Below are 22057 nucleotides of genomic sequence, written 5' to 3' on the forward strand. Positions count from 1 at the left end.
TAATTGGTAGTTATTAGAGGTGCCCTTAAGTTCATCAATTATGATATCGATTCTAATTTTTAAGGATAACATCAAAAAATTTTACAAAACAGTCTATAAAATCAAAAAGAGCTTCCCTCTTGATACAGAGATAAGAGAAAATATCTTTTTGATATCATATTTTAAAAAAAATTCAAAAAGCATTGTTCAACTTCGCTTTATTTTTGTATTACTTTATTCTAAAATAGGTTTGTAGAATATTTTTTTGATATGATAAATAAGAATATGAGGTAAGTTAAAGGTGGATTCTAATGCTATAGAGAATATTTCCGTTTCAAAGTTAAAAATGGTATTAATGCTAAATGACTACTTAAGCCCATTCATCAACGAGGGGGATAAGGAACCTTCATGGGATGGAAATATCTATCTTTATAACAAAAAAGGGAAAAAGAAAAAAGATATTAAAGGAAGAGTCAGTATTCAAGTTAAGGGGGAAGAAAAAAGTATCACAAAAAAAAGTGAGATAAAATATCCTGTTAGTGTTGTAGATTTAAGGAATTATCTTTCAGATGGTGGGGTTATCTATTTTGTTGTTTATGTGGATAAGCAAGGGAATAGTAAAATATACTATTGTGCAATGGAACCATTAAGGATTCAAGATTTTTTAAAAGAATTAAAAAGAGAGAGTCAGAAAACAAAGAGTATAGCGTTTAGAGCATTACCTGATGATAAAGAAAAAGTAAGAGATATTTTTTTTACCTTTCAGTTGAATAGTCAAAAACAGATAAGCTTTGTTAATACAAAGCCACTTTCTTTTGAAGATGTCCAAAAAAAATATGGTAAAGATGGTTTTGAAATTTCTTTTCATGGGTATGGGTTAAAAGACATTTCAGATTTTCAAGAATTTAAAAAGTATAACAACACTTATTTATATGTAAACGTTCCTGACTTGGATATTTCAATCCCTATGGATGGTCATGTATCAGACATTTTTTCCTATGAAGAGGCAAACATTTCCGTAGGAGTTAGCGGAAAAATATATTACGAGAAGGTTATACGTGAACTTCATGGAAAAAATGAAGTAATATTGCAATTATCTAAATGGATGAAAATAATCTTCAATGTCTCCAAAGTACAATTTAAAGTAGAAATTACATCTTCTCCATTCATTAAAAGTGCTGTAAGAGACCTTTCCTTTTTTTTGAATGCTCTTAAAGATGAAAATGTTGAATTAAACGGTACTCCTATTAAAATTATAGAGAGTACGAAAAATATTCAAGGATTTAACTACAAATATGAAGAAAAGAGACTTAAAATATTCAAAGATGTTGTTAAACTAATGGACTTATTTGGGATTGATGGCGATATTGATTTGACCAAAATGAGTGATGAAGAAAAAAATAATCTGGATATGCTGACAGCTGCACTGATAAATAAAAATCTAATTCGAGGTTTAAAAAATAATCTAGAAATTTTACAGTTAGTAAAAATTGAAAATCATAAATTTGCCTGTGTTTTTCAAAAGGTTGATAAAAAACAGGGAACATATAAAATCTTTGACATATTTGATTTCCCATTATTTTTACAATTTGAATATGAGGATGGTTTGATTTGCCCACTTCCTATAATTACACTCCTTGATTCTCAAAATTTGACCGAGATTACCAATATACAATTTGAAAAAATGCTACCTTCCTTTCAAAAAGTAGTATTGAATAGCTGTGTTTTAGATAATGCTAATCATTTTGCTCTAAAATTAATTGGAGCTGCTGATATTGTGGATAATACAAACCCAGATAAAAAAAATAAATTTCTAACAACTGCACAATCTTTTATTAATTGGATTCATAGTGTAGATGAGGATAGCCATTATTTTACGAAAGAAATTTTATTTCTGAATAAATTTCAAATAAATAAACGACTTAAGGGATTAAAGAAGCAAGAATTACAAGAGATATTGAGAATCGCAGAGAATATTGAAATGGATACAACTTTTCGATTTGCATCATACGTATTACTAGAAAATAAGATTGGAGCAGATATACAGCTTGAGTTACTATTAGAAAAAGACAAAGAAGAGTTAATGAGCTATCCAATTTGGCATTTGTATACAATGCTTAAATAAAAAAATAAAGTCTATCAGCAAGAACTGTAGACTTTATTTTATACACAAAATGTATCTTATTTTGATTAAGATAGTTTCAAATCATTTAGTATAAGTTCAAGTAAATTATCTTCAGATATATCTTTAGTGATACTTTTTTCATTTTTTATACCTAATAAATCTTTAGGAGTAAACCATTTTAACATATCTTCTGTATTAAAATCTACATTTTTTTTGGTTATATGTCTTTTAACCGTTTCTTCAAAAGATAAGTCATAATAATAAGCATACACATTATCTGCCATTGTTACATTTTCGCGTAACATTTTTCCATACTTATTATTGCTCAGTATTCCTTCTACAATTGTGTAATCACAATTTCGAATACCATACTTTATCATTGAATCTAATAATCCAATTGCTAAGTTATTTGGTTTGTCTTTAACCTGTAACATGGTTCGGCGTACATAATCTTGAGAAATTAGTAAGTTTCCTTCTCCTAATTCTTTATGTAATTTATTTGCTACTGTCGTTTTTCCACTTCCTGAGTTTCCTCTTAATACAATTATTTTTGACATATAGTATAGTATCTCCCATCAGTTAATTTGGATTTATAAACCAACATCTTTCTAACATATAATTATGTAAGGATATTTTAATATCAAATTATTAAATGATTTTATTCATAGAAATAATCTGTTTCATAGTAAGGAATTATACCAAATTTATCAGCTATAATGTTATTAAATTCATCAATTATAATANGATAGGGAAGATTTAAACTGTCAATAATTTTTTGATAATTTGTCTCTGGTGTAAATTCATATTTTTCATCTAGTAATTTCATGACTCCTTGTATCATATATTTGTTGGCTTCAAATTCTAGGTTATCGTTTTGAAAATGATTTGTGATATATTTGTCACAATCTCCATTAAGAAAGTGGGCTGTCTCGTGTAATAATGTGAGTGAAGTTTCTATTTTGTTTAATCTTTCGTCTATAAAGAGAATAGGTTTGTCATCTTCTATTCCAAAAAAGCCGTAACCGTCAAAAAAACCGTACTCAATATCTATGCCTAGCTCTTTAATTTTTCTAGTGATTTTTTTGAGCATATTATTTATTTTCTTGTTGCTCTCGTTCTCTTTGCCTTCTTTTTAAAATTTCTCTTATGACTTCACGGTCTGAGTCAGTCATAGGTTTACCGTCAAAAGACCTTACAGTATCAAGTGTTTTATTTAAGTCAGTTTCTAAAGTTCTGCTTTTAATATCTGTATTACCTAAAAGGTAATCAGTTGAAACATTGAAAAAGTCTGCTAGTGTTTCTAAACTTTTAGAGCTTGGTTGAGTTCTTTGTGCTTCCCATTGTGCATAACTACCACGGCTGATGTTTAGTTTTTCTGCTATTTTTTGTTGTGTTAGATTTTGTTCTTTTCTTAAAGATTTTAACCTTTCAGCAAACATTATTTATCCTCCAAAAAAATTATTTAATATTTTTATCAAAAGTAGTTGACAAACTACAAAAATGGTTATATACTTAGATTGTAGTTAAGTAACTACAAAACCTCTTGAAACAAAAGGCTACTTATTATAATATAAATAGCCGATTGGTTCAAGAAACACTATTCAAAGATTAGCTTGTAGGTCTTGATTATTTATCCTGCAAAGGAGACAAAACAAAAATCAAGTCATACAAAAATCAAACTTTGAATAATTGAACTTTGAAAAATAAATCATAATCATTGAGATAATGACCTACAATCAAATAATAAAACTTACACACTTTTATTATAACTGATTGTATAGCCGTTGTCAAAATGATGATGGCGGTGGAACCGTAAAAAGCCCATAGGGGATTGTAGAGTCCTCAGAACACTGCATAGACTTAGTGAGCCAAGACCTTGAAAAAGTGAGCCACAAAGTAAATCTCGGTCTATGTAGTAAACCTGTCTAACAAAGGAACGCATGGCGCTCGAAAAATGACTAAAAGTTTTTCGTATGAGTAAGATGTTAGCTGATCTATGAAAGTAGTTCAGCCTTGTATATAGCAAGTACAAACGGTGATAGGTTCAATTTTACTATGTCTTGAAAATGAAAGACTAGAGATTATATTGATTATAAATGTAACACAAAATATACGGTATCAGTCATTCTGATACTTTTTTAATTTTCGGATAGAAAGCACCTGCTGAACATCATACTATATGAATGTGCTTGTTTCTATTAAGTCAGGAAAACAATTATCAATGAGTACCAACTTCGGTATGTTTGTTTCTTTAGTGATAAAGAAAATAATTGTCAATGAGTATCAACTTAGATATGCTTGTTTCCTGTGAAAATGACAATAGACAATGTTTGTCTGTTGTAAACTGCTTATAAGTATTTTCCCAACTTTCCTTGTAAGTAGTTTAGAGCAGATGAATTTAAAAACAAATAAACACGTTTACTCACAAAAAGTACTCATTTGTGATATAATAATGTTAATTAAGGAGGGTATATCATGACTACGATACAAATTTCTACAAGAGTTGACGACCAAATAAAAGATATGGCTCAAAAAGTTTTCGAACGCCAAGGTCTGGATATTTCAACTGCTCTCAAAATGTTTATTACTAAAACAGCTTATGAACAAGAAGTACCACTATCTCTTAAAAATAGTGAAATAACTACTCCTTATCCTAGTGATTGGTTTAATGACGAAAGGATAAGTAATAGAAAAAAGATTACTGATCTGGCTTTCAAAAATTCTCAAGTTCAAAAACTAGACTTATCCAAAAAAGAAGATATAAAGGAATTTTTCAATGACTAGAGATGTCAGAGAGCATAGCATTATGATTGCTAATTTAGCATATGACGAGGGCAGGGAATTTGGTTCAAAAACCAGACCTGCTTTTGTTTTGAAATACGATAACGAGATTATTAGTTATTACAATATCACAAGTCAATTTAGTTCAAAGTCTGATTACTATCAATCTAAGTATTTTGAGATAAAAGATTGGGCTTATTCTGGCTTGAATAAACCGTCTTGGATTGATACATTTAAAATTAGGCAAGTTGAGGAAGAATATGTTGTGATAAATTTTGTAGGCTACCTATCTTCAAAAGATGAAGCAAGGTTTATAGATTTTTTGACAGGTATTAAATAAGTTGTTTTGACTAGAGAAATCTGGTCTTTTTTTGTTATTTAAATTGATAGGGGAATGATTAGCTTGATTACACAAGAACAAATTGAAGAAAGTGAATACCTTAATTCAAAGGTAGACTATTGGTCTGCTGAAGTTAATAGTAGTCGGTTTTCAACATATCCTAACGGTTTGGTAGTTGAAAGAGTTAGGTTTAGCGAGGAATATCAAGAGGTAGAAAGACAGCTTAATTTTTGGTTTAGGAGATTGAGAGAATTTAACAGTACTTTGACTAATAAGCAAAAAAAGGAATTGAATACAATATTTAGGAGAAAGAGACTTTTAAAAAAAATACTGACCTGAGCAAGTCATGAAACTGTATTAACTTGTGGAGGTATAGAAAATGTCAAACTGTTTTGGTTGGTTACAAAATATTATTTTTTCGATTTTGACCTGAACATGTCATAAACTGTTTAGCCATATATAAACGAGATTAATGACTGATTATATCACTTAAGGCTAGGACAGGGTCTTATATACTGTCTAATAATTGAATTAACTGAGATTGAAAACAAGGTATTGAATATCTTGTTTTTTTAGTGGCTTTTCTTAATGGTAAGATTATACGTTTACAATATCTAGCGTGTTTTTGGTTCAATGTATAGCAGGTTCAATCCCTGAAAGTTACATAAAATAAAAATTACGAGAGGTTAGATATATATAAAATGGTTGCTGATGAAGAATAAAAAAATTGAAAACATGACTAGAAAAGAGATTGAAGCACTTAGTGTTGAGGAATTAAAAGACGGTATGAGGTCTGTTTTTCGTGAAGCTGAGAAAAAAAGACGCTGGCAAGAAATAGATAATTTGGTTAAAAAAATAAATGGCTTTAAACCTGAGCCTATCAAAGAAGATGAGTTTTCATTTATATTCAATCATATTTTTAGTTCTTGGGTAAAACAATGGGAGGACGAGAATAAGTAAAATTTTGACGATATTGACCTAAGCAAGTCATTAAACTGCGTGTCGTGAAGTTAAACTAATCAAATGGCTGTGCTTCCAGTTCTTTTATTTTTGATTACAATGATTATTTTTAGGAGATAACATATGTCTGCATTAAAAACACTTTCAGTAAAGCTGGAAGAAATTGTCGAGGATAAGAAGATTTGGATCAATCCTAACCCGACTAAACTCAAGAAAACTATGACACAACCTGATTTGTTAGTCTATAGTGCTAGTGGTTTAGATGAGCCTAATTTCCGTGTGGTTGTACCTGCTAATAAAGGCTTTGTGCCTGACAGTCGTGTACAAGTGAAAGTGATCAAACCCAAACTAGGTGGCTTCATGTTTGATGAGGGTATTGCTGGTGTAAAAGATTCCGCTGTCATTTTTGCGGATAGTGTAGAGGAGATGAAATAATGGCAAAAGCAAAGAAAAAATATGGTCTTGATACTTTCAATAAGGAATATTCTGTTGATGTTGAAGCAACTTATGGCGGGTTAACTTATCTTGATACGATTGCTTCGGAACGGTTCAATTATGAAGATACTGAAACTGGTGCAATTTATGACAGTCAAGCTGAACTGGATAAAGAGCAACCTGATAAAAACTTACAAAAAGTTGAAAATACACATAAAATTGAGCAACTCTATGTGCAAGTTTATTCAGAAGTCCAAAAAGACAATATGGACATTCGTGTCCCATTAGACTTTGATGACACTAAATTCAAAATGAATGATCGCGTCCGTTTGACTGGTAAAGTTATTGCTCGATTACAAACTGGCACAAAACGTGTTGAAGTGACTACCGCAAATGGTAGAACTCGTCAAGAAGTAGTGCCTGATTATTATTTCACGGTCTCTTCTGAAGGCTTGGGAAAAGTAAGTGACCACTCAACTGCTCCTGCACCACAACCACCCAAACCAAAAGAAGAAAGTCAAAAGAAATAATCTTTGATTTTTAGGGAGTGGTGTTAAATGAAATTGTTAAAACAGATTTTCTATTTTAGAGGTATAAAAATAGGCAAAAAAGAAAAAGTAGTATCAAGAATGACGGTTACTTTTTTACTTTTGCCTTTTTTGCTTTTATTTGGACTTTTGACTTATCTTTTATTTTCACAACTGATTTCAAATTTATATTTCTTACTTGTTTACTTTCTTTTTGTAGTTCTGGTGAGTTTTATTGGTACTTTTATTTTGTATCGGTTGCTTCATATCAAATTTTGGTTTTTTAAAAAGCTATCCAATAGAAGATTATTATATCGTCATTTGCTAGAAAATAAAATTTACTACGCTGTAAAACGTAAAGATAGAACAGATAAAATTAAACTACCTAATGTCTATCTAAAACAAAATAAGTACACTATTGTGGTAACTTTTCAGTTAGAGGGTAGACAATTTCAAGATAAGTTTTTAAACATTGGCGGTGCTTTAGAAGTGATGTACTCTGCAGATATGATGGGTAGAATAGATGAAAAAGGCTATATTAGCTATGTTTATTCTGCGGACACTATCTTAGGTCGCATCTCAGCTAAAGATGTACGTGTGGTTGACAAAGGACTTATCCTTATGGAAGATGTCTTTTGGGACTTTGTGCATAACCCTCATCTGTTAATTGCTGGTGGTACTGGTGGTGGTAAAACGGTTCTCTTACGCTCTATTTTAAATGGACTGCTTAGAGAGGGTCTTGTCGAGATACTAGACCCTAAACAAGCTGATTTTGTTTCTTTAGCTGAATTACCAGTCCTACAGGATAGGGTGGTTTTTGAAGTAGCTGATATGATTAATAAAATTATTGAGTTTAAAGAAAACATGGAAATTCGTTATGCGACAATGCGTCAACTTCAAAAAGAAAAAAATCAAAAAGAGCTAGGAAATTTTCAAGAATATGAATTGAAACCTGCTTTTTTGATCATTGATGAGTTTCCCTCTTTACGTGCTATGATGTCAGAAGATAGAGAAATGATGTTAGAAGCTGAGCGGGCTATGGGAGCTTTAAAACAGATTATCTTGAAAGGTCGTCAAGCGGGCTTCTTTGCGATTATCGCAACTCAGAATGTAAAAGCTGATGATTTACCGTCCACCTTTAAAGATAATATCATGACACGTATTTCAGTTGGTCGTTTGTCTCAATTCTCATATGAGGTTATTTTTGGAGAAGAAAACAAAAATAAATACTTTAAGTATATTGAACAAATTAATGGCGAACGTGTTTATGGTCGTGGTTATTATGGTGTATTTGGTAGTCCTGCTAGAGAGTTTTTCTCTCCTGAATTGCCTGATGTTAAAGAATTTTCATTTTATGATGAGTTTGAAACTTTAGAAAGACTTGATTTAGAATTTAATAAACAAGATGTTGTGATTAAAACTTATACGGCTAAAGAACTATCAGATGAACTGAAACTTGATTATCGAGTTTTCAAAAAGTATAAGTCTGAGTTTGAAACGGCTGGTCAAGAATTTGATAAAACATTTAGTATGTCTGATTTAATTATGTTTGAAAGGGCAATTAGCTATAAGTCGAGTGGTAAAACTTACCAAGTAGCTATTAGTGAAGCTATATTATGAGAAAAGAATCAAAAACAGGAACCTTAGAGCGGTGGACTTGTCTGTGGAACGAGACCGTAAAAGACGTGGCGAAAAGCGGAGCCGTAAGGCGGAAGCGTATTGAGTGCGGTTTTTACGGTCTTGTTACGCAGTTACAAGACCTTTGCCTATGCCCGCAAGGGCATAGGCAAAACAGCTTACACCCCGAATTGTAATACGGGGTGTAACAATATAACCAACTTAACAAACTCTTTATTTAAAGGCTTCTAGGCAAGCTTGATTGGTTATATGGAAATCAAGAAAAAATTAGAAAATAGGTTTAAATATGAAATATTATGCGGTTGTTGTAAAAGGCGAGATGAGTATTTTTGATGAAGCATACGTGATTAGCGCTAATAGCTTAATGGAAGTCGAAAGTGATATTAGCACTCATTATTGTGGTAATAATTTTTCTTTAGCACACTATCAGATAAAAGAAATTACAGAAGAGGAATATTTGAAACATGACGATAGACGAAAATTTTGATTTAAAAGGTATTATGAAAAACTACCTTTTATCTCAAAAAGATGTAGGTAAGATAGTTGGTGTTTCACAAGTATTTATTTCTAATGTGCTTTCTGGAAAAAAGACATTAAGCTCTAAAAAGAAGCAAGTTCTACTTGATTATCTGAGTTACAATTCAAAATATGAACTAGAAACAAGTGTTGACTATCTGAGAATTAGACTTAAAACTTTAAAATGGTTTGAAGTGATTGAAGATTTACTCCTCATGGATAGTAACTTATTCAATATTGATGTATCAAGTATGCACAACTACAACATGAGCATGTCTTACGGTAGTATCCGTATTTTACGACATAGTGAAAATATTGATATGGGTACACTTGTAGAATTTAATGGTGGCGGTTGTCGTGAGTTTGAACAGGAACTCAAAGACCAAAATAGAACATGGAAGCAGTTTTTTCAAGATTGTTTCCATTTTTCTATGAAGAAAAAACAGGTAACTGATTTTGAAGATTTAGATGATTACTTAAAATTCACTCGTCTTGATTTAGCGACTGATGAAATGTATTCCAAAAAAGGTAACTATGACTTACGTAAACTTTATGACAAAATGTTGGCAGGTCAAATTCAAACACCTTTCAGGCAGTTTTCTTCAAATGAAAGTTTCTTATATCAAGACGGCGAGTTTATTTCAACTGGCTTATCATTGTATTTTGGGTCACGTAAAAGTAAGTCGATCTATATCAATTTCTATGAAAAAGATAAAGAACAGTCAATGGCACGTAATTTATATCTTGATGAAATTCATGAATTATACGGTTATAAAAACCGCTATGAGATAAGGTTATTTGGGGACAAAGCAACACAAGTTATTTTTGATTTCTGGTATAACGATATTCCACTACAAAATTTAGCAGGCCAAATTATCTCTCATTACTTGGATATTAAGGACGATACAGGTAATTGGGATATTGAATGGTTAGATGTTTTTGGTTCAGATAAGAGTTATGGCTTTGTCAATAAACCTAGGGAAGTCAGTTATGACCGAACACTAAAATGGCTTGATTCATCTGTTTTTGCTTCTTTGAAAAGAAACATGGAGATCGATAGATTAACTGGTTCTCGCAAAACAATGGAGCTGTTTGACGAAAAAGAACTTGATGAAAAAAATCAACATTTAGTAGATTCTATTGTTAAACAGAAAAAGGAGAGGGCATTTTATGACAATTTCCATGAAATGAGTGAACTTGAATATGACTGATTTAACATTATCTGATATTGAAAAAATCAATGAAGCACGTGAAAGACGATTGATTGAAACTTCTTTAAAGGCTAGTACCCAAAGTTTTCGTGGCAGTTATGAAGCCAAAAGAAAAATCATGATGAAAAATATCAATAGTGAAGCGTGTCGAATCATGCGTATCAAAATTGATATTTTGTGTGATCATAACTATTTGCGACATGACAGAAGAAAATTTAATTATGGACATCTCTATTATGGTTGGACTAAGGCCCAAAAACTGCAAGAACTCAAAAGGTTAAACATTGAATATGACAAATTACTCTATCGGGAGTAAGTGATTAAAATAATGATTGGGCGGGTATTGAACTTTTAAATAAACTAACTTTTAATAAAAGAAAAGAGGTATAACCTATGGCAAATGCAACACAAGAATATCCAAAAATTGACCCTAAAAAAACTAAACAGTTGATTAGTACTTTAGGGGAGCTGGTAGAAAAACACAATTTTGATGAAGCGTGGACGATTGCAGGACAGCTAAATAGTATTTTAAAAGAACAGGCTGAGAATTTAAATGGGGCTGAGTATAGCGCTTTAGAGGGTGTTATCAAGTCCTATTATTCTCTTAATGAACAATACAAAAAATTCAGTCAACGTACCTATGCTTTTGCACGTAAGGCAAATGATGTAGCGAGTTAATCTGAATGTGGGTGGTATTATTTTAATCAATAGAAAGAGGACAAAATGCAAATTAATGTTTATGAAATGATTGAAGATGATAAATTCTTCATCGGTAGTTATCCTGACAATTTTTCAAAAGGTCGGTGGTTTACTGTTGAGGAGCTTATTTATTCTAGTTATGAAAAAATTGAAGCTGAGTATTTAGATAAATACAATACTAACGGACAGCCTGAGTTAGAACTTGGTGTATTTGATGTAGATAATGCTTCTGGTCTATGGAGTGGGGAGTATGATGTTTCGTCTCTGATTGATAAATTACGTGAAATTGAGTCAACTGGATATTATGAAATTGACTTAGAGATTTACGAATTTACAGAAGAATTTTTTGAAGAAACTGGTATGTCAATTTATGATGTCGCACGTGCAGTTTATTTTGGTAATATCAAAGGCTGGAATGATGATTATATCGGTTTCAATGGTTACGGTAACTTTGAGACTTATTCTGAAACAGATTACCAGTCACAAATTGATATGTATGTAAAAGACTTAGGTCTTTTTTAAATTAAGGGGCGCAAATGTCAAAATTTGCGTTCTTATAATAGCAAAACAGAAAGGTTTGTTATATGAAAAGGAGTAAAAAAATTGAGTGAACAAGAAGAACTCTACTATGAATTAAGTGATATTGCGCATGAAATGAAAATCAGAGTAAGTGATTTAATTATAGTTGCTAAAGAGTTAGAGTTTGGTGAGGTCAAACCTGACGACTTATTTACTTTATCAGAAGCTAAACAACTCATTGCACGGTATGATGAAAAACAAAACGAGCCTGAAAAAGTGCCTGAGAAAAAAGACAAAGGTTTACTGAAAAAACTCAGAACTAAGAAAGATGAATTGTTTGCGCCTAAAGATGATAAGAAAAACAAGAAAACTGTTACTTTCATCAATAAGCCCAAGAAAAAATTCACACTTAAAGGTTCTGGTACTTTCAAAAGTAAAGTCCTTGTCTATGGCACAATTGGCTTATTATTGAGCTTGTCAGTTGGCGCAACAACTTTATCCATTATGTCACGGTCAAAAGCCTTATCTAAACCAACTGTCTCAGTTGTATCTGATAAGCGTATATTGAGTGAAACAGACAATAAAGTCAATGTTTATATGACTAGCTTTATTAATAGTTATTTTAACTACTCGTCACAAAATACTGGCGATTATTCAAAAAAATTAACTGAGTATTTTGGCGATAATGTCAATATGACTTATCTACCTGAAAATAAAAGTGATATGAAATTAGTATCAAGTACTTTACTTAAAATTGAAAACAATTTAGCTACATATGTTGTCAATTATCAAGTAAAAGAAAAACCAACTGATAAAAATAGTAAATGGTTTGATAAATCAGTAGAATTTAATATTCCGTTTGCTAGTAAAGCTGACAGATTTTATGTGTCAGACACACCTTTTGTGACTGCCCTAAGCGAGTTACAAGGTATCAACGCTAAAGAACAAGCTCTGACAAAGCAAACACAAGACTATACAGAAAGTGAAGTTAAAAAGTTTGGTACGTTCTTAGAAGCCTTTTTCACGGCTTATACAACTGATGATAAAACACTTGCCACTATGAGTGCTGATATTGTCGGTATAAAAGGCTATAAGTTTGATAAGTTACTCTACACTTACTATGCCAAAGGTACTTCTGGTACAACAACTGCTGTTGTGACAGTCTCTTTCAAAGACAGTCTCAATTCAACTCATAAAGAAAATTTTGAGTTGTCAATTAAGAAAAATGGGGATACTTGGTTTGTCAAAACATTAAACCACGGTGTCTCACAAGATTATTTTAAAGAAGAAAAGGAAAAATAAAATGACTAATATTTTAAACGCTGTCGCATTACTTATTCTAATCGGTGCTGGTATTGGTGCTTTGAAAGCCTTTGCGAAAGGCGATAAGACAAACGCATTAATGACTGGCTTAATAGGACTTACAGTGTCTAGTATTCTAAGTCCAACAACATTTGAAGCATGGAAAGTAGTGATTAGTTCTGTGATTTCTGGAGTTGGTAAACTAATTAACGGTATTTCTGGTGCTTTGTAATATGGAAGATAAAGAAAGATACCCTGATAGGGATACATTTTCATACCAATTATCATTAGAAGCACCCTCATATTTACCACCAATACCTTTGGTTGGCGAAAAGAAATTATCATGGGCTTTCTATTTGATTTTAGAGTTTACTTTGTCAATGCTTTTCTTTTGGAAAGTATTGTTTTTCTTTTCAGTATATTGGGCATTTATATTTTCGGCTTTAATTGCTTGGAACTTTGCTGACCCTGTGGCTGATTTAAAGATTGACGGTAAATTCTTTCATAGATATTTGTTTGATAAAATCATGTATTGGTTGATTTACGGTAGAAGAAAAAACACACATTACCTATCACAAGGTAATCTTATAAAGAAAATAAGGAGTTAGAAATTTGAATAAAAGAAATGGGATTGTTGCTTTTCACGGTAATTTGATGTTACGGTCAAATCTTGATGTCTATGCAATGTATGAAATTCCTGAAACGATTGTTAATACAGTAGATATTACACTAAAAAATGAGTTTAAGGACTTGGTAGCTGATACCTTATCTGATTTAGAAATTTTTGGTGGCTTTGAAGTCTCAACGATTCCATTTTCTACAGAAGCAACACATAATTATAAGTTTCTGGAACAGGATTTAGCAGAAGATACTAAACCATTTGGCTTATACCTTATGAAAAGACAAGCAGAAGAACTTAAAAAGCAAATTGGCGAAGTGTCTGAGGATAGATTCTTTTTAACCATACCGCTTAGAAATAATCATGTGTCGCTTGATTTTAAAGACGGTCTTAAAACAGCTATTGCTGATTTTTCAAATAGAGTAATGGCAACAATTGGTTCTGATGTTACTTTTGATGAAGATTGGTATGAACGATTTGAAGAACTCAATCATGAAATTTATCAAACACTGTTACCACTTAATGGCTATATGCCAACGAAAGACCAAACAATTTTTGTCAATACTGTTCAATACTCACGTGGTATGTCGGTTGATAAAGAACTTGAAGTAATTCAAGTTGAAAATAACATTGATAATTTTGGCAGTGCTGGTGTTAGTTTTGAAAATTATGGCATTTTAACTTTAAGCGACGGTGCGCAAACAACTTACTTAGCTATATTGCCGATTGCCATACCACCGTCAAACTTATCTTATAATCACTTTATCGAAAGACGGCGATTACTAGGTTTTGATACAGAGGTACAGACAAAAGCTGTCTTTGCTAAGAAGAATGGCTTTAATTCAATGCAACAACGTGCCAATCGTGCTAAGCAAAAACATAAAAAAACAAATGAAGATATTGCCATGAGAAATGGTATTGTCCGTGATGAAATTGGACAAGCAGAAGCCCTTTCAGAAGATTTAGTAAAAAAATCAAACCGTGGCGAAACTATTATCTCTTATCTTCAATCACTGTTTATCTATGATGATGAGTACGACCGCTTACAAGAAAAAATAAAAATTGTCATGCGGAATTTCAAAAAAATTGGTATTGAATTGGCACGTGCCAAAGACGACCAAATTTATCTCTTTTATAAACATAGATTGACTGAGCCTTTATTTGAGAACGAACGTAGATACTTACAAACAACCACAATGGCAGGTTTTGCGGAAAGTCTATTTTTTACTGGTCAAAAAGTAGGTTCTGATGTTGGCTTGTATATGGGTAGAGTAGATTCAAGATATGACCGTTGGTCTGGCGGCTATAAAGAAGCACTCCAAAATTCGAGAAATCTTGTCTATTATAATCTGTTACAAGCTAATAAGTTAGATGTTGAGGGTAAAATTAGCTTTGACGGTCTTGTAAAAGTAACAGGTCAAATGGGCATGGGAAAATCATTCTTTGTTAAGCAAACGTTCGTCATGAATAGTATTTTGAAAACAAAATTGCTTTACTTTGACCCCAAAGCAGAAGTTAGAAAACAATTCATGAAAGTTTTACATGAGTATGAAAGTCAAGGTATCTATCCTGAAATTTGTGACTATATCAAACAGATTAATTTTGTGACCATTGACGCTAGAAATTCTGAAAATCATGGTGTCCTTGACCCGTTAGTATTCTTGACAGGTCAAGAAGCTAAAAACTTGATTATTTCTATGATTGGCGAGTTTTACGATTTGAAACAAAATGAACAATTTGAAAAAGAATTGTTACAAACGATTGAAAAATATCTTGTCTTGCGTGAAAATGGCGAAAAAGTCGGTACTAAAAATATCATGGAAGCCCTCACGAAAAGTGATACTGACAGAGTGAGAATTACGGCGGAGTTACTACTTGAAAAAATGAGTAACTCTACTTTATCTCTTTGTTTCTCTAATGGTCAAAATAAAGCCATTAGTATGTCAAAACGTATTTCAATTATTGAAGTAACTGGTCTTGAATTACCGACAAGTGAAACAAGTATTACTGAAAATCAAAGACAGTCTCTAGTCGCTCTTTATGCCCTAGGTCAATTCTGTTACAAATTTGGTTCTGAAAGCAAGAAAGAATCAATTACTTTCATTGATGAAGCATGGTTCTTTAATATTACTGATGTAGGTAAAGAAATTATCATGAAAATCAGACGAACTGGTCGGTCGTTTAATAATTTCTTGGTATTCGTTTCTCAATCTCACAAAGATTCTAATTCAGAATTAGATGATACTGGTTTTGGTACATTGTTTAGTTTTAACTCTCCGACTGAGACAGATTTAATCTTAGATACTCACGGTATTGTGAAATCAGAAGAAACACGTAAATGGGTGTCTAGTATGTCAATGGGGCAATGTCTCTTTACTGACCCGTTTGGGCGTACTGAACGTATTACAATTGACGGTATTGTTTCTGAAATCAATCCATTGTGTGACACAATCGAAACAGAATTAGTCGCTGTATAAAGACTTGAAAGGAAAATATCAATGAAAAACAAAAAATCACTTGTGGATATGGTATTAGGTGTTGTCATATTCCTTGTATTCTTTTTAATGATGTTGAAAATGACTGGTCTTTATGAACCGTTCATCAAGACAATTAGATACTTACCAGATTTTCTGAAAGATATTGGTAATTCTTGGAAAGCGGGGCTTAAATGAAAAAGATTTTAGTTGCGCTAACCTTTTTAAGTCTGTTGTTTTGTGGTAGTCAAGCCTACGCTTTAGACACAGGTAATGCAGTTGTCACTAATGATACTATCGGTTCTGATAGTGTTTTTAAAGCACCTGAGTTTGTAACAAATGCCCAAGGCGATATTGTTAATACTCCAGAGTATAAAGCAGTTCTAACAATTATTAATGAGATTAAAAATCTAAGTAATCAAACACAAGGTAATAATGCGATTCCGATTACAGAAGAAACTTATCAAAAATATAATCTACTCTATCAAGGGGCTATTTCAAAGTTATCAAATGCGGGATATGATAAAACAAAAACTGCTTCTGCTATTACAACATTAAATAATGCTTATAATAGTGCTGTTTTAACAATGGCTGGTACAATTGATAGTTCAAATGATTATCAAGAAGCACTAGCTAAAGAAGCAGGTGCTATTAATGCAAAAGATATGTCAGCCTTATCAGCTTATACAAGTTATATGTATATTGAGGATAAAGGTTTTTTTGGTGCTAAAGAAGCGTTCCCTAAAATCATTAATTGGGTAGTACAGTTGATTTTTGCAGGTTCAAAATTGATGTTTCTATTAGATTCATTGATTTTATCGGCAGTATCTAATATTGATATTTTTCAGTATTTAGATGATTTTGTATCTAAAATGCAGGCTATTCTGCAAGCACTACTCTTACCTGTTATCTTTCCAATGGCTATGGTCTTTGTGGGTATTAGTGCTTTCAAAGATTTGTCAGAAGGTAAACCGTTTGGTAAGAAAATTCTAGGTGTTATACTTCGTATAGTTGTAGCTGGTGTTTTTTTCTTACCAGTTTCAAGCGGAAGTGGTGCATATAAAGGGACACATGTTATTACTCGCATTGTTTATGTGACTAAAAGTTTTACAGACACTTTTACAAGTTCTTTGATTAATAACTTATCAAAGGTAACAATCGCAAATGATACGACTGAAAAAACTTCTACAACCAATTTCACGGCTAATGTTTCAACGACAAATGATAAGGTGTCTGATCCTACAATTAATGCTTTGAAAACACAATTATTTAATGTCATTGTAAAAGAACCCTTTAAGGAAATGAACTTTGATACCAATAAGTTACCTGAAAATTCGGTACAAAGTGAACAAACGGCATTACTTGCAACAAAAGGCGATGCTGATTCGGTTAGTAAATATGCTAAGAAAAATAAAGAAGCTGGCTTCACAAAATTAGGGTTTTCAAGTATAGCCGATAAATTTATGGTTGCATTAGCTTCTCTGTTTAAAGGTTTTGTTTTAACTGTGATTACAGTTGGTACATTAATGTACACGTGGGTGTTACAGTTAATTGTTGTTTTTGCGATATTTGTAGCACCTATTATATTAGTCTTGTCTATTTTGCCACAATTTGAACACATGGCTGGTAATTTGGCAAAAAGAATCGTCGTGTTTACGGCTTTATCAGTATCTGGTCTATTAGGTGTGCAAATGGGGCTTATCTTTAATAGCTTTGTGGAAATGGCATTTAGAAATGTGTCACATTCATATTATATTTCAATTTTCATACAGTTCGCTTTGTATTTCCTTTTGTGGAAACAAAGAGATAAGTTGACTTCTCTATTTGATACAGCTAAGAAAAGTGTTTCTGAATTGGCAAAAGGTAGTCTTGATTCTGTCAAGTCATTACCAAGTCTGTCTAATGCCAAAAATCCATTTAACTTTAACAAAACACCTGCTCTCTCAACTTCTAGTGGTAGTCTATCAAGTAATGGTCTATCTACTCATAATCAAATGTCGAAAAGCAAAGTTGACGGTCTGAAAAAGGCAGGTACTGTTGGCAAAACGCTCACTAAAAAAGGTGTCAAAGGTGCTGTTAAAACAAGTGACAACCTGCGTTTCGGTCAAGATGAAAAAGCTAAACAACTTGCCATAGCTAAACGAAAAGAGACAATGAGCAACTTAAAAGGTAAGTGGGAAAATACAAAAGGTGCTTTTTCAGATACTAAACAAGCTCTGACTGATTCTAAAGATAAATTGAAAACTAAATTTTCAAGTTCTGTTGGTTTAATGCCTAAAAATGAAGCTGAAAAGAAACTTGCAAAATTTGATAGCAATAAACTACAACGTTCTGAAAATAAGGTTTTGAGAGATAAAACATCACAAGCTATCAATTACCAAAAACGAAAAGATGAGCTTAAAGGTAAGTTTTCGGACGGTATAAAAGCAGATATGCCAGCAAGAAAAGCCAGACAAAAAGGTCAAGTTGAACGTTTGAGTAAAGAGTTGTTTACTGAAAAGCCCCAATTACCGACTTCTGACAATAGTCAAAAACGAGATATTAAAATCAAAACCGCCAACGCAAAACGTGGTATTTTCGATAGCGGTATTATTGAGAGGAAAGGAAAATAATTATGAAAATTATCAAAACTATTTTTGTTGGGATAGTTGCTATCCCTGTTTGGTTTGTGGTTAGTTTATTTAAGAAAAAGTGAGGTAGCAACATACCTAGAAAGAAAATCAAATGAAAAAGAAAAAACATTTATTTCTGATAGGTATGTTTATACCTATTTTTTTTATATTTTTACTTGTCATTGTGGCAGGTGGCACTTCATCAAGTGCGGATAGTTTTTCGAGTTCTGCGGGTAGTCTAAACATCACATCAAAAGACCTAGCAAGTAAGGCTAATATCTCAGAAGAAAAGGCTCAAAATGTTATTGATATAGCTAACTATCTTATGAGTAAAGAACGCTTTAGCATTCAAGGTGCAAGTGGTGCTTTAGCAGTAGCTGAAAGGGAATCAAGTTTTGATCCAGAAGCTGAAAACCTTGGCGGTGGTGTTGCGGGTATCTTCCAGTGGTCGGGTTGGTCTAATAATGTCAATGGCAATCGTTGGTCTAAGGCTGAAAGTAGAACCCTTTCAATGGACGTTGAGTTAAAACTTGTGTCTACTGAACTAAACGGTGCATACAAGAAAACAAAAGACCTTGTGAGCGTTTCTACCGACCCTAAACAGGCGAGTTTAGACTGGTCACAATATTATGAGGGTGTCGCTTTAAGTGACGGTCAAACAAAGGCTGACAAACTCCAAGAGGACGCCCAAAAGTGGTATGACTTACTCAAAGATTATGTAGGTTTTAGTAGCGAAAATGGGCAGTCTGTCAATGGTGTGATGTCAACTGATGTGCCAAGTGGTTGGTCTATTGACACACCATTTAGCGGTCAAGCCTATAATGGCTCTGGTTCATATCCACAAGGTCAATGCACATGGTATGTGTATAACAGGGCTTATCAGTTAGGCATTAAGTTTGATAGTTTCATGGGCAATGGTGGCGATTGGGCAAGCAAGGCTGGCTATTCTGTGTCTCATGAGCCTAAACTCCATACCGCCCTAAGTTTTGTACAAGGTCAAGCAGGTTCTGACCCAACATATGGTCATGTGGCATTTGTAGAACAAGTCAAAGATGATGGCTCTATTTTAATTTCAGAAATGAATGTGACAGGTCTACCACCATTGACTGTTTCTTATCGTACATTTTCAGCTGATGAAGCTAAGCAATTTTGGTATGTAGAGGGGAAATAATCAATGAATTTAACAGAATTTAGAATGCGAGCGATGAATGATGAAGTCCAGATGATAGAGGACTTCAATTTTTTTGAGCAAAAAGTCGCAAGTTTTAAAAAAGACTTGTATCTATCGCCTTATGCCAAAATCAATGAAATTTTAGCATGGTGTGAGTTGCTCATCAAGTATGAAAAACAAATTGATTTATTGTGTCTTGAAGCAAAACAAGCGATACAAGATAAGTTGAATAAACTCAATCCTGATACAATTGAAAGCCACGCAAGTGTGGACGACAAGACAATCAGTGTCTGGTCTGATTATGTTTTAGAATTACTAGAATTAGATAGGCGCTATCAAGATGTTGTCTATAGTTTCTGTGTCTCTGTTGATAATTGTGTCAGATATTTAGTGTCTTATACTGATGAATTAGCAAAGTACGGTTTCAGCTTGCCACAAATTATGGTTAAAGTTCGAGACCTTGGTACATTTCACTGGTTAAACAAACAATCTAAAGCTCAATTATTGGGCTGTATTTAAATATTAGCGTACCTTTAGTTTAATTGTAGAACACTCACGATGTGGGCGGTGCATATTCGTTATATGCAAGGTATATAAAATACAAAAGAAAGGAGCGAAAGAAATATGGATATAAACAATTTTCCAGATAAACTTTTTACAAAAAAACAGTTGTTAGAAAAGTTTTTTCCTGCGATTCATAAGAGTACTCTTGAAAGATATATGCGAGATATTAATAAAAATGATGATTTCAAAGAAATAATTTCAAGACCAACATCACAAATGACTTTAATTAATGCTAAAGGCTTTTTTTTATATCTTAAATACAAAGAAAACCAGTTGCATAAATGAAATGGTATAATTAGTGTATTCAACTAATGATATACCAGAAAGGTGGGGTATATTGTTCTTTAAAAGATTGGATAATGGTAAATACCGTTATTATGAAAAATTCTATGATGAAAGTGAGGGGAAGTGGAAACAAGCAAGTGTCACTTTAACATCTAAAACTAGGCAGGCGCAAGGAGAAGCGAGACGAAGGCTTGGGGTTAAAATTGACAAAAAAATACTTGAACATGATGAAAGCTATAAGCAAAAACAGAAATTTCAAAAAATGACAGTCAGAGAAGTGTATAATGAGTACAAAATATTTAGGAAGCAGGAGTTGAAGGATAGTACATATGCTGTTCAATCTGTGATGTTAAATAGTGTTTTAAAAAACATTCTTGATGATTTGATAAATAATGTTTCTGCAAGTTATTTTCAAAGATACTTTATGTCAAGTCCTAATTCGTTGCGTTACAAAAAATCTCAAAAGTCTTTGATTAATTTGTTTTTTAAATATGTTTTAAAGTTAGGTTATATTGAATATAATCCTCTTGAACGTGTAGAATTGCCAAAACAAAGAAAAACTATTGAGGATATTCAAAAAAAACGAGAAAAATTTTTATCAATTGATGAGATGAAAAAATTCAAACAGTCATTTGAAGTAACTCCTCGTGAAGTCAGAATGAATTGTTTGATAGAGTTTATGTATTTGACAGGATTGCGAATTGGGGAAGCATTGGCTTTGATGTGGGAAAATATAAATTTAATTGATAGAAAGTTGTATATAAAATACACTTTAGATAAGAACTCAACAAGTATTATGGAATTTAAGCTAAACTCACCTAAAACGATTGATTCATATAGAGTTGTTTCAATTAATGATAGGTGTGTTGAAATTTTGAACACTATGAAGCAATTGAATACTGAGGTAAAAAGGAAAAATGAATTATTTGTATTTTTGAGCTTAACAGGTACTTTGATTAACCCTGATACATTAAATATATATCTAAAAAAAATAGCTAAAAAAGCAAACATAAAAAATAAAAAACCTGAAATGTTTTCAAGTCATATGTTAAGACATTCTCATGTTAGTTTGTTGACTGAGTTAGGGGTTCCTATTAAAACAATAATGGAACGTGTAGGTCATAAAGATGAGAAAACGACATTACAAATTTATACTCATGTTACTAAAAAAATGAAAGAAGATGTAGATGAAAAACTGAATAATTTGGAGTTGTGACGACTAACCAAAAACTAACCAAAAAGTTTGGTTAGCGTTACGTATCTTTGAATATCTATGTGCTATATTTCAATTTAAAGAGTG

At 32.2% G+C, this 22057-nt stretch carries 25 protein-coding genes and 1 pseudogene; 23 read left to right on the forward strand and 3 right to left on the reverse strand.

The features are described from left to right. The first annotated feature begins 280 nt into the window (after positions 1 to 280). Positions 281 to 2104 (forward strand): DUF4365 domain-containing protein, encoded by a 1824-nt coding sequence (locus tag RU87_RS02065; protein ID WP_068160581.1) that lies wholly within the window; start codon positions 281 to 283, stop codon positions 2102 to 2104. Between the two features lie 65 nt (positions 2105 to 2169). On the opposite strand, the gene RU87_RS02070 is transcribed toward RU87_RS02065, so the two are convergent. From RU87_RS02070 to RU87_RS02080, 3 genes and pseudogenes are all read right to left on the reverse strand, one after another. After that, the gene (locus RU87_RS02070; protein ID WP_068160578.1) at positions 2170 to 2661 is read right to left on the reverse strand and encodes an AAA family ATPase; all 492 of its coding nucleotides are present in this window, start codon (positions 2659 to 2661) and stop codon (positions 2170 to 2172) included. A gap of 187 nt (positions 2662 to 2848) precedes the next feature. Continuing rightward, a pseudogene (locus RU87_RS09970) lies at positions 2849 to 3194 on the reverse strand (ImmA/IrrE family metallo-endopeptidase); the annotation flags it as partial. Between the two features lies 1 nt (position 3195). Further along, entirely contained in the window at positions 3196 to 3543 is a 348-nt protein-coding gene (locus RU87_RS02080; protein WP_068160575.1) for a helix-turn-helix domain-containing protein, read from the reverse strand. 1036 nt (positions 3544 to 4579) lie between these two features. Here RU87_RS02080 and RU87_RS02085 point away from each other — a divergent pair. From RU87_RS02085 to RU87_RS02185, 22 genes are all read left to right on the forward strand, one after another. Continuing rightward, complete coding sequence (locus RU87_RS02085) at positions 4580 to 4888, forward strand: type II toxin-antitoxin system RelB/DinJ family antitoxin (protein WP_068160574.1); 309 nt, start codon at positions 4580 to 4582, stop codon at positions 4886 to 4888. Beyond that, positions 4881 to 5225, forward strand: a complete 345-nt coding sequence (locus RU87_RS02090; protein WP_068160572.1) for a type II toxin-antitoxin system PemK/MazF family toxin — start codon at positions 4881 to 4883, stop codon at positions 5223 to 5225. The genes RU87_RS02085 and RU87_RS02090 overlap by 8 nt, the downstream gene beginning before the upstream one ends. Before the next feature lie 63 nt (positions 5226 to 5288). After that, positions 5289 to 5564: a hypothetical protein gene (locus tag RU87_RS02095; RefSeq protein WP_143471364.1), complete on the forward strand. Its 276-nt coding sequence runs from the start codon at positions 5289 to 5291 to the stop codon at positions 5562 to 5564. Positions 5565 to 5936: 372 nt separating this feature from the next. Beyond that, the gene (locus RU87_RS02100; RefSeq protein ID WP_031367056.1) at positions 5937 to 6185 is read left to right on the forward strand and encodes a hypothetical protein; all 249 of its coding nucleotides are present in this window, start codon (positions 5937 to 5939) and stop codon (positions 6183 to 6185) included. A 123-nt stretch (positions 6186 to 6308) separates the two neighbouring features. After that, positions 6309 to 6620, forward strand: a complete 312-nt coding sequence (locus RU87_RS02105; protein ID WP_068160567.1) for a hypothetical protein — start codon at positions 6309 to 6311, stop codon at positions 6618 to 6620. Next, complete coding sequence (locus RU87_RS02110; RefSeq protein ID WP_068160564.1) at positions 6620 to 7150, forward strand: hypothetical protein; 531 nt, start codon at positions 6620 to 6622, stop codon at positions 7148 to 7150. Before RU87_RS02105 ends, RU87_RS02110 begins: the two co-directional genes overlap by 1 nt. A gap of 318 nt (positions 7151 to 7468) precedes the next feature. Then, the gene (locus RU87_RS02115) at positions 7469 to 8767 is read left to right on the forward strand and encodes an FtsK/SpoIIIE domain-containing protein (protein ID WP_197456613.1); all 1299 of its coding nucleotides are present in this window, start codon (positions 7469 to 7471) and stop codon (positions 8765 to 8767) included. Positions 8768 to 9071: 304 nt separating this feature from the next. Continuing rightward, complete coding sequence (locus RU87_RS02120) at positions 9072 to 9272, forward strand: hypothetical protein (RefSeq protein ID WP_068160559.1); 201 nt, start codon at positions 9072 to 9074, stop codon at positions 9270 to 9272. Beyond that, on the forward strand, positions 9250 to 10512 hold the full coding sequence (locus tag RU87_RS02125) for a replication initiation factor domain-containing protein (RefSeq protein WP_068160556.1): 1263 nt from the start codon (positions 9250 to 9252) through the stop codon (positions 10510 to 10512). The genes RU87_RS02120 and RU87_RS02125 overlap by 23 nt, the downstream gene beginning before the upstream one ends. After that, positions 10505 to 10828, forward strand: coding sequence for a hypothetical protein (locus tag RU87_RS02130; RefSeq protein WP_068160553.1), 324 nt, complete (start codon positions 10505 to 10507; stop codon positions 10826 to 10828). The genes RU87_RS02125 and RU87_RS02130 overlap by 8 nt, the downstream gene beginning before the upstream one ends. A gap of 77 nt (positions 10829 to 10905) precedes the next feature. Next, positions 10906 to 11190, forward strand: a complete 285-nt coding sequence (locus RU87_RS02135) for a hypothetical protein (RefSeq protein ID WP_068160549.1) — start codon at positions 10906 to 10908, stop codon at positions 11188 to 11190. A 45-nt stretch (positions 11191 to 11235) separates the two neighbouring features. Continuing rightward, entirely contained in the window at positions 11236 to 11733 is a 498-nt protein-coding gene (locus RU87_RS02140; protein ID WP_068160544.1) for a hypothetical protein, read from the forward strand. A gap of 81 nt (positions 11734 to 11814) precedes the next feature. Further along, on the forward strand, positions 11815 to 13032 hold the full coding sequence (locus tag RU87_RS02145) for a conjugal transfer protein (RefSeq protein WP_068160543.1): 1218 nt from the start codon (positions 11815 to 11817) through the stop codon (positions 13030 to 13032). A 1-nt stretch (position 13033) separates the two neighbouring features. After that, positions 13034 to 13264: a hypothetical protein gene (locus tag RU87_RS02150; protein ID WP_068160541.1), complete on the forward strand. Its 231-nt coding sequence runs from the start codon at positions 13034 to 13036 to the stop codon at positions 13262 to 13264. A 1-nt stretch (position 13265) separates the two neighbouring features. Continuing rightward, positions 13266 to 13640: a hypothetical protein gene (locus RU87_RS02155; RefSeq protein ID WP_031367045.1), complete on the forward strand. Its 375-nt coding sequence runs from the start codon at positions 13266 to 13268 to the stop codon at positions 13638 to 13640. Between the two features lie 4 nt (positions 13641 to 13644). Beyond that, positions 13645 to 16128, forward strand: coding sequence for an ATP-binding protein (locus tag RU87_RS02160; protein ID WP_068160538.1), 2484 nt, complete (start codon positions 13645 to 13647; stop codon positions 16126 to 16128). A gap of 21 nt (positions 16129 to 16149) precedes the next feature. Beyond that, the gene (locus tag RU87_RS09610; RefSeq protein WP_156470241.1) at positions 16150 to 16323 is read left to right on the forward strand and encodes a hypothetical protein; all 174 of its coding nucleotides are present in this window, start codon (positions 16150 to 16152) and stop codon (positions 16321 to 16323) included. After that, the gene (locus tag RU87_RS02165; protein ID WP_068160535.1) at positions 16320 to 18737 is read left to right on the forward strand and encodes a hypothetical protein; all 2418 of its coding nucleotides are present in this window, start codon (positions 16320 to 16322) and stop codon (positions 18735 to 18737) included. Before RU87_RS09610 ends, RU87_RS02165 begins: the two co-directional genes overlap by 4 nt. A 112-nt stretch (positions 18738 to 18849) precedes the next feature. Then, the gene (locus tag RU87_RS02170; protein ID WP_068160532.1) at positions 18850 to 19908 is read left to right on the forward strand and encodes a phage tail tip lysozyme; all 1059 of its coding nucleotides are present in this window, start codon (positions 18850 to 18852) and stop codon (positions 19906 to 19908) included. 3 nt (positions 19909 to 19911) lie between these two features. Next, entirely contained in the window at positions 19912 to 20427 is a 516-nt protein-coding gene (locus RU87_RS02175; protein WP_068160529.1) for a hypothetical protein, read from the forward strand. A gap of 105 nt (positions 20428 to 20532) precedes the next feature. Further along, complete coding sequence (locus tag RU87_RS02180) at positions 20533 to 20757, forward strand: hypothetical protein (RefSeq protein ID WP_068160526.1); 225 nt, start codon at positions 20533 to 20535, stop codon at positions 20755 to 20757. Between the two features lie 13 nt (positions 20758 to 20770). Beyond that, positions 20771 to 21973, forward strand: coding sequence for a tyrosine-type recombinase/integrase (locus RU87_RS02185; protein ID WP_156470812.1), 1203 nt, complete (start codon positions 20771 to 20773; stop codon positions 21971 to 21973). The last annotated feature ends 84 nt before the right edge of the window (positions 21974 to 22057 follow it).

Origin of the sequence: Pseudolactococcus plantarum (assembly GCF_002441715.1) — a bacterium.
Taxonomy (GTDB): domain Bacteria; phylum Bacillota; class Bacilli; order Lactobacillales; family Streptococcaceae; genus Pseudolactococcus; species Pseudolactococcus plantarum.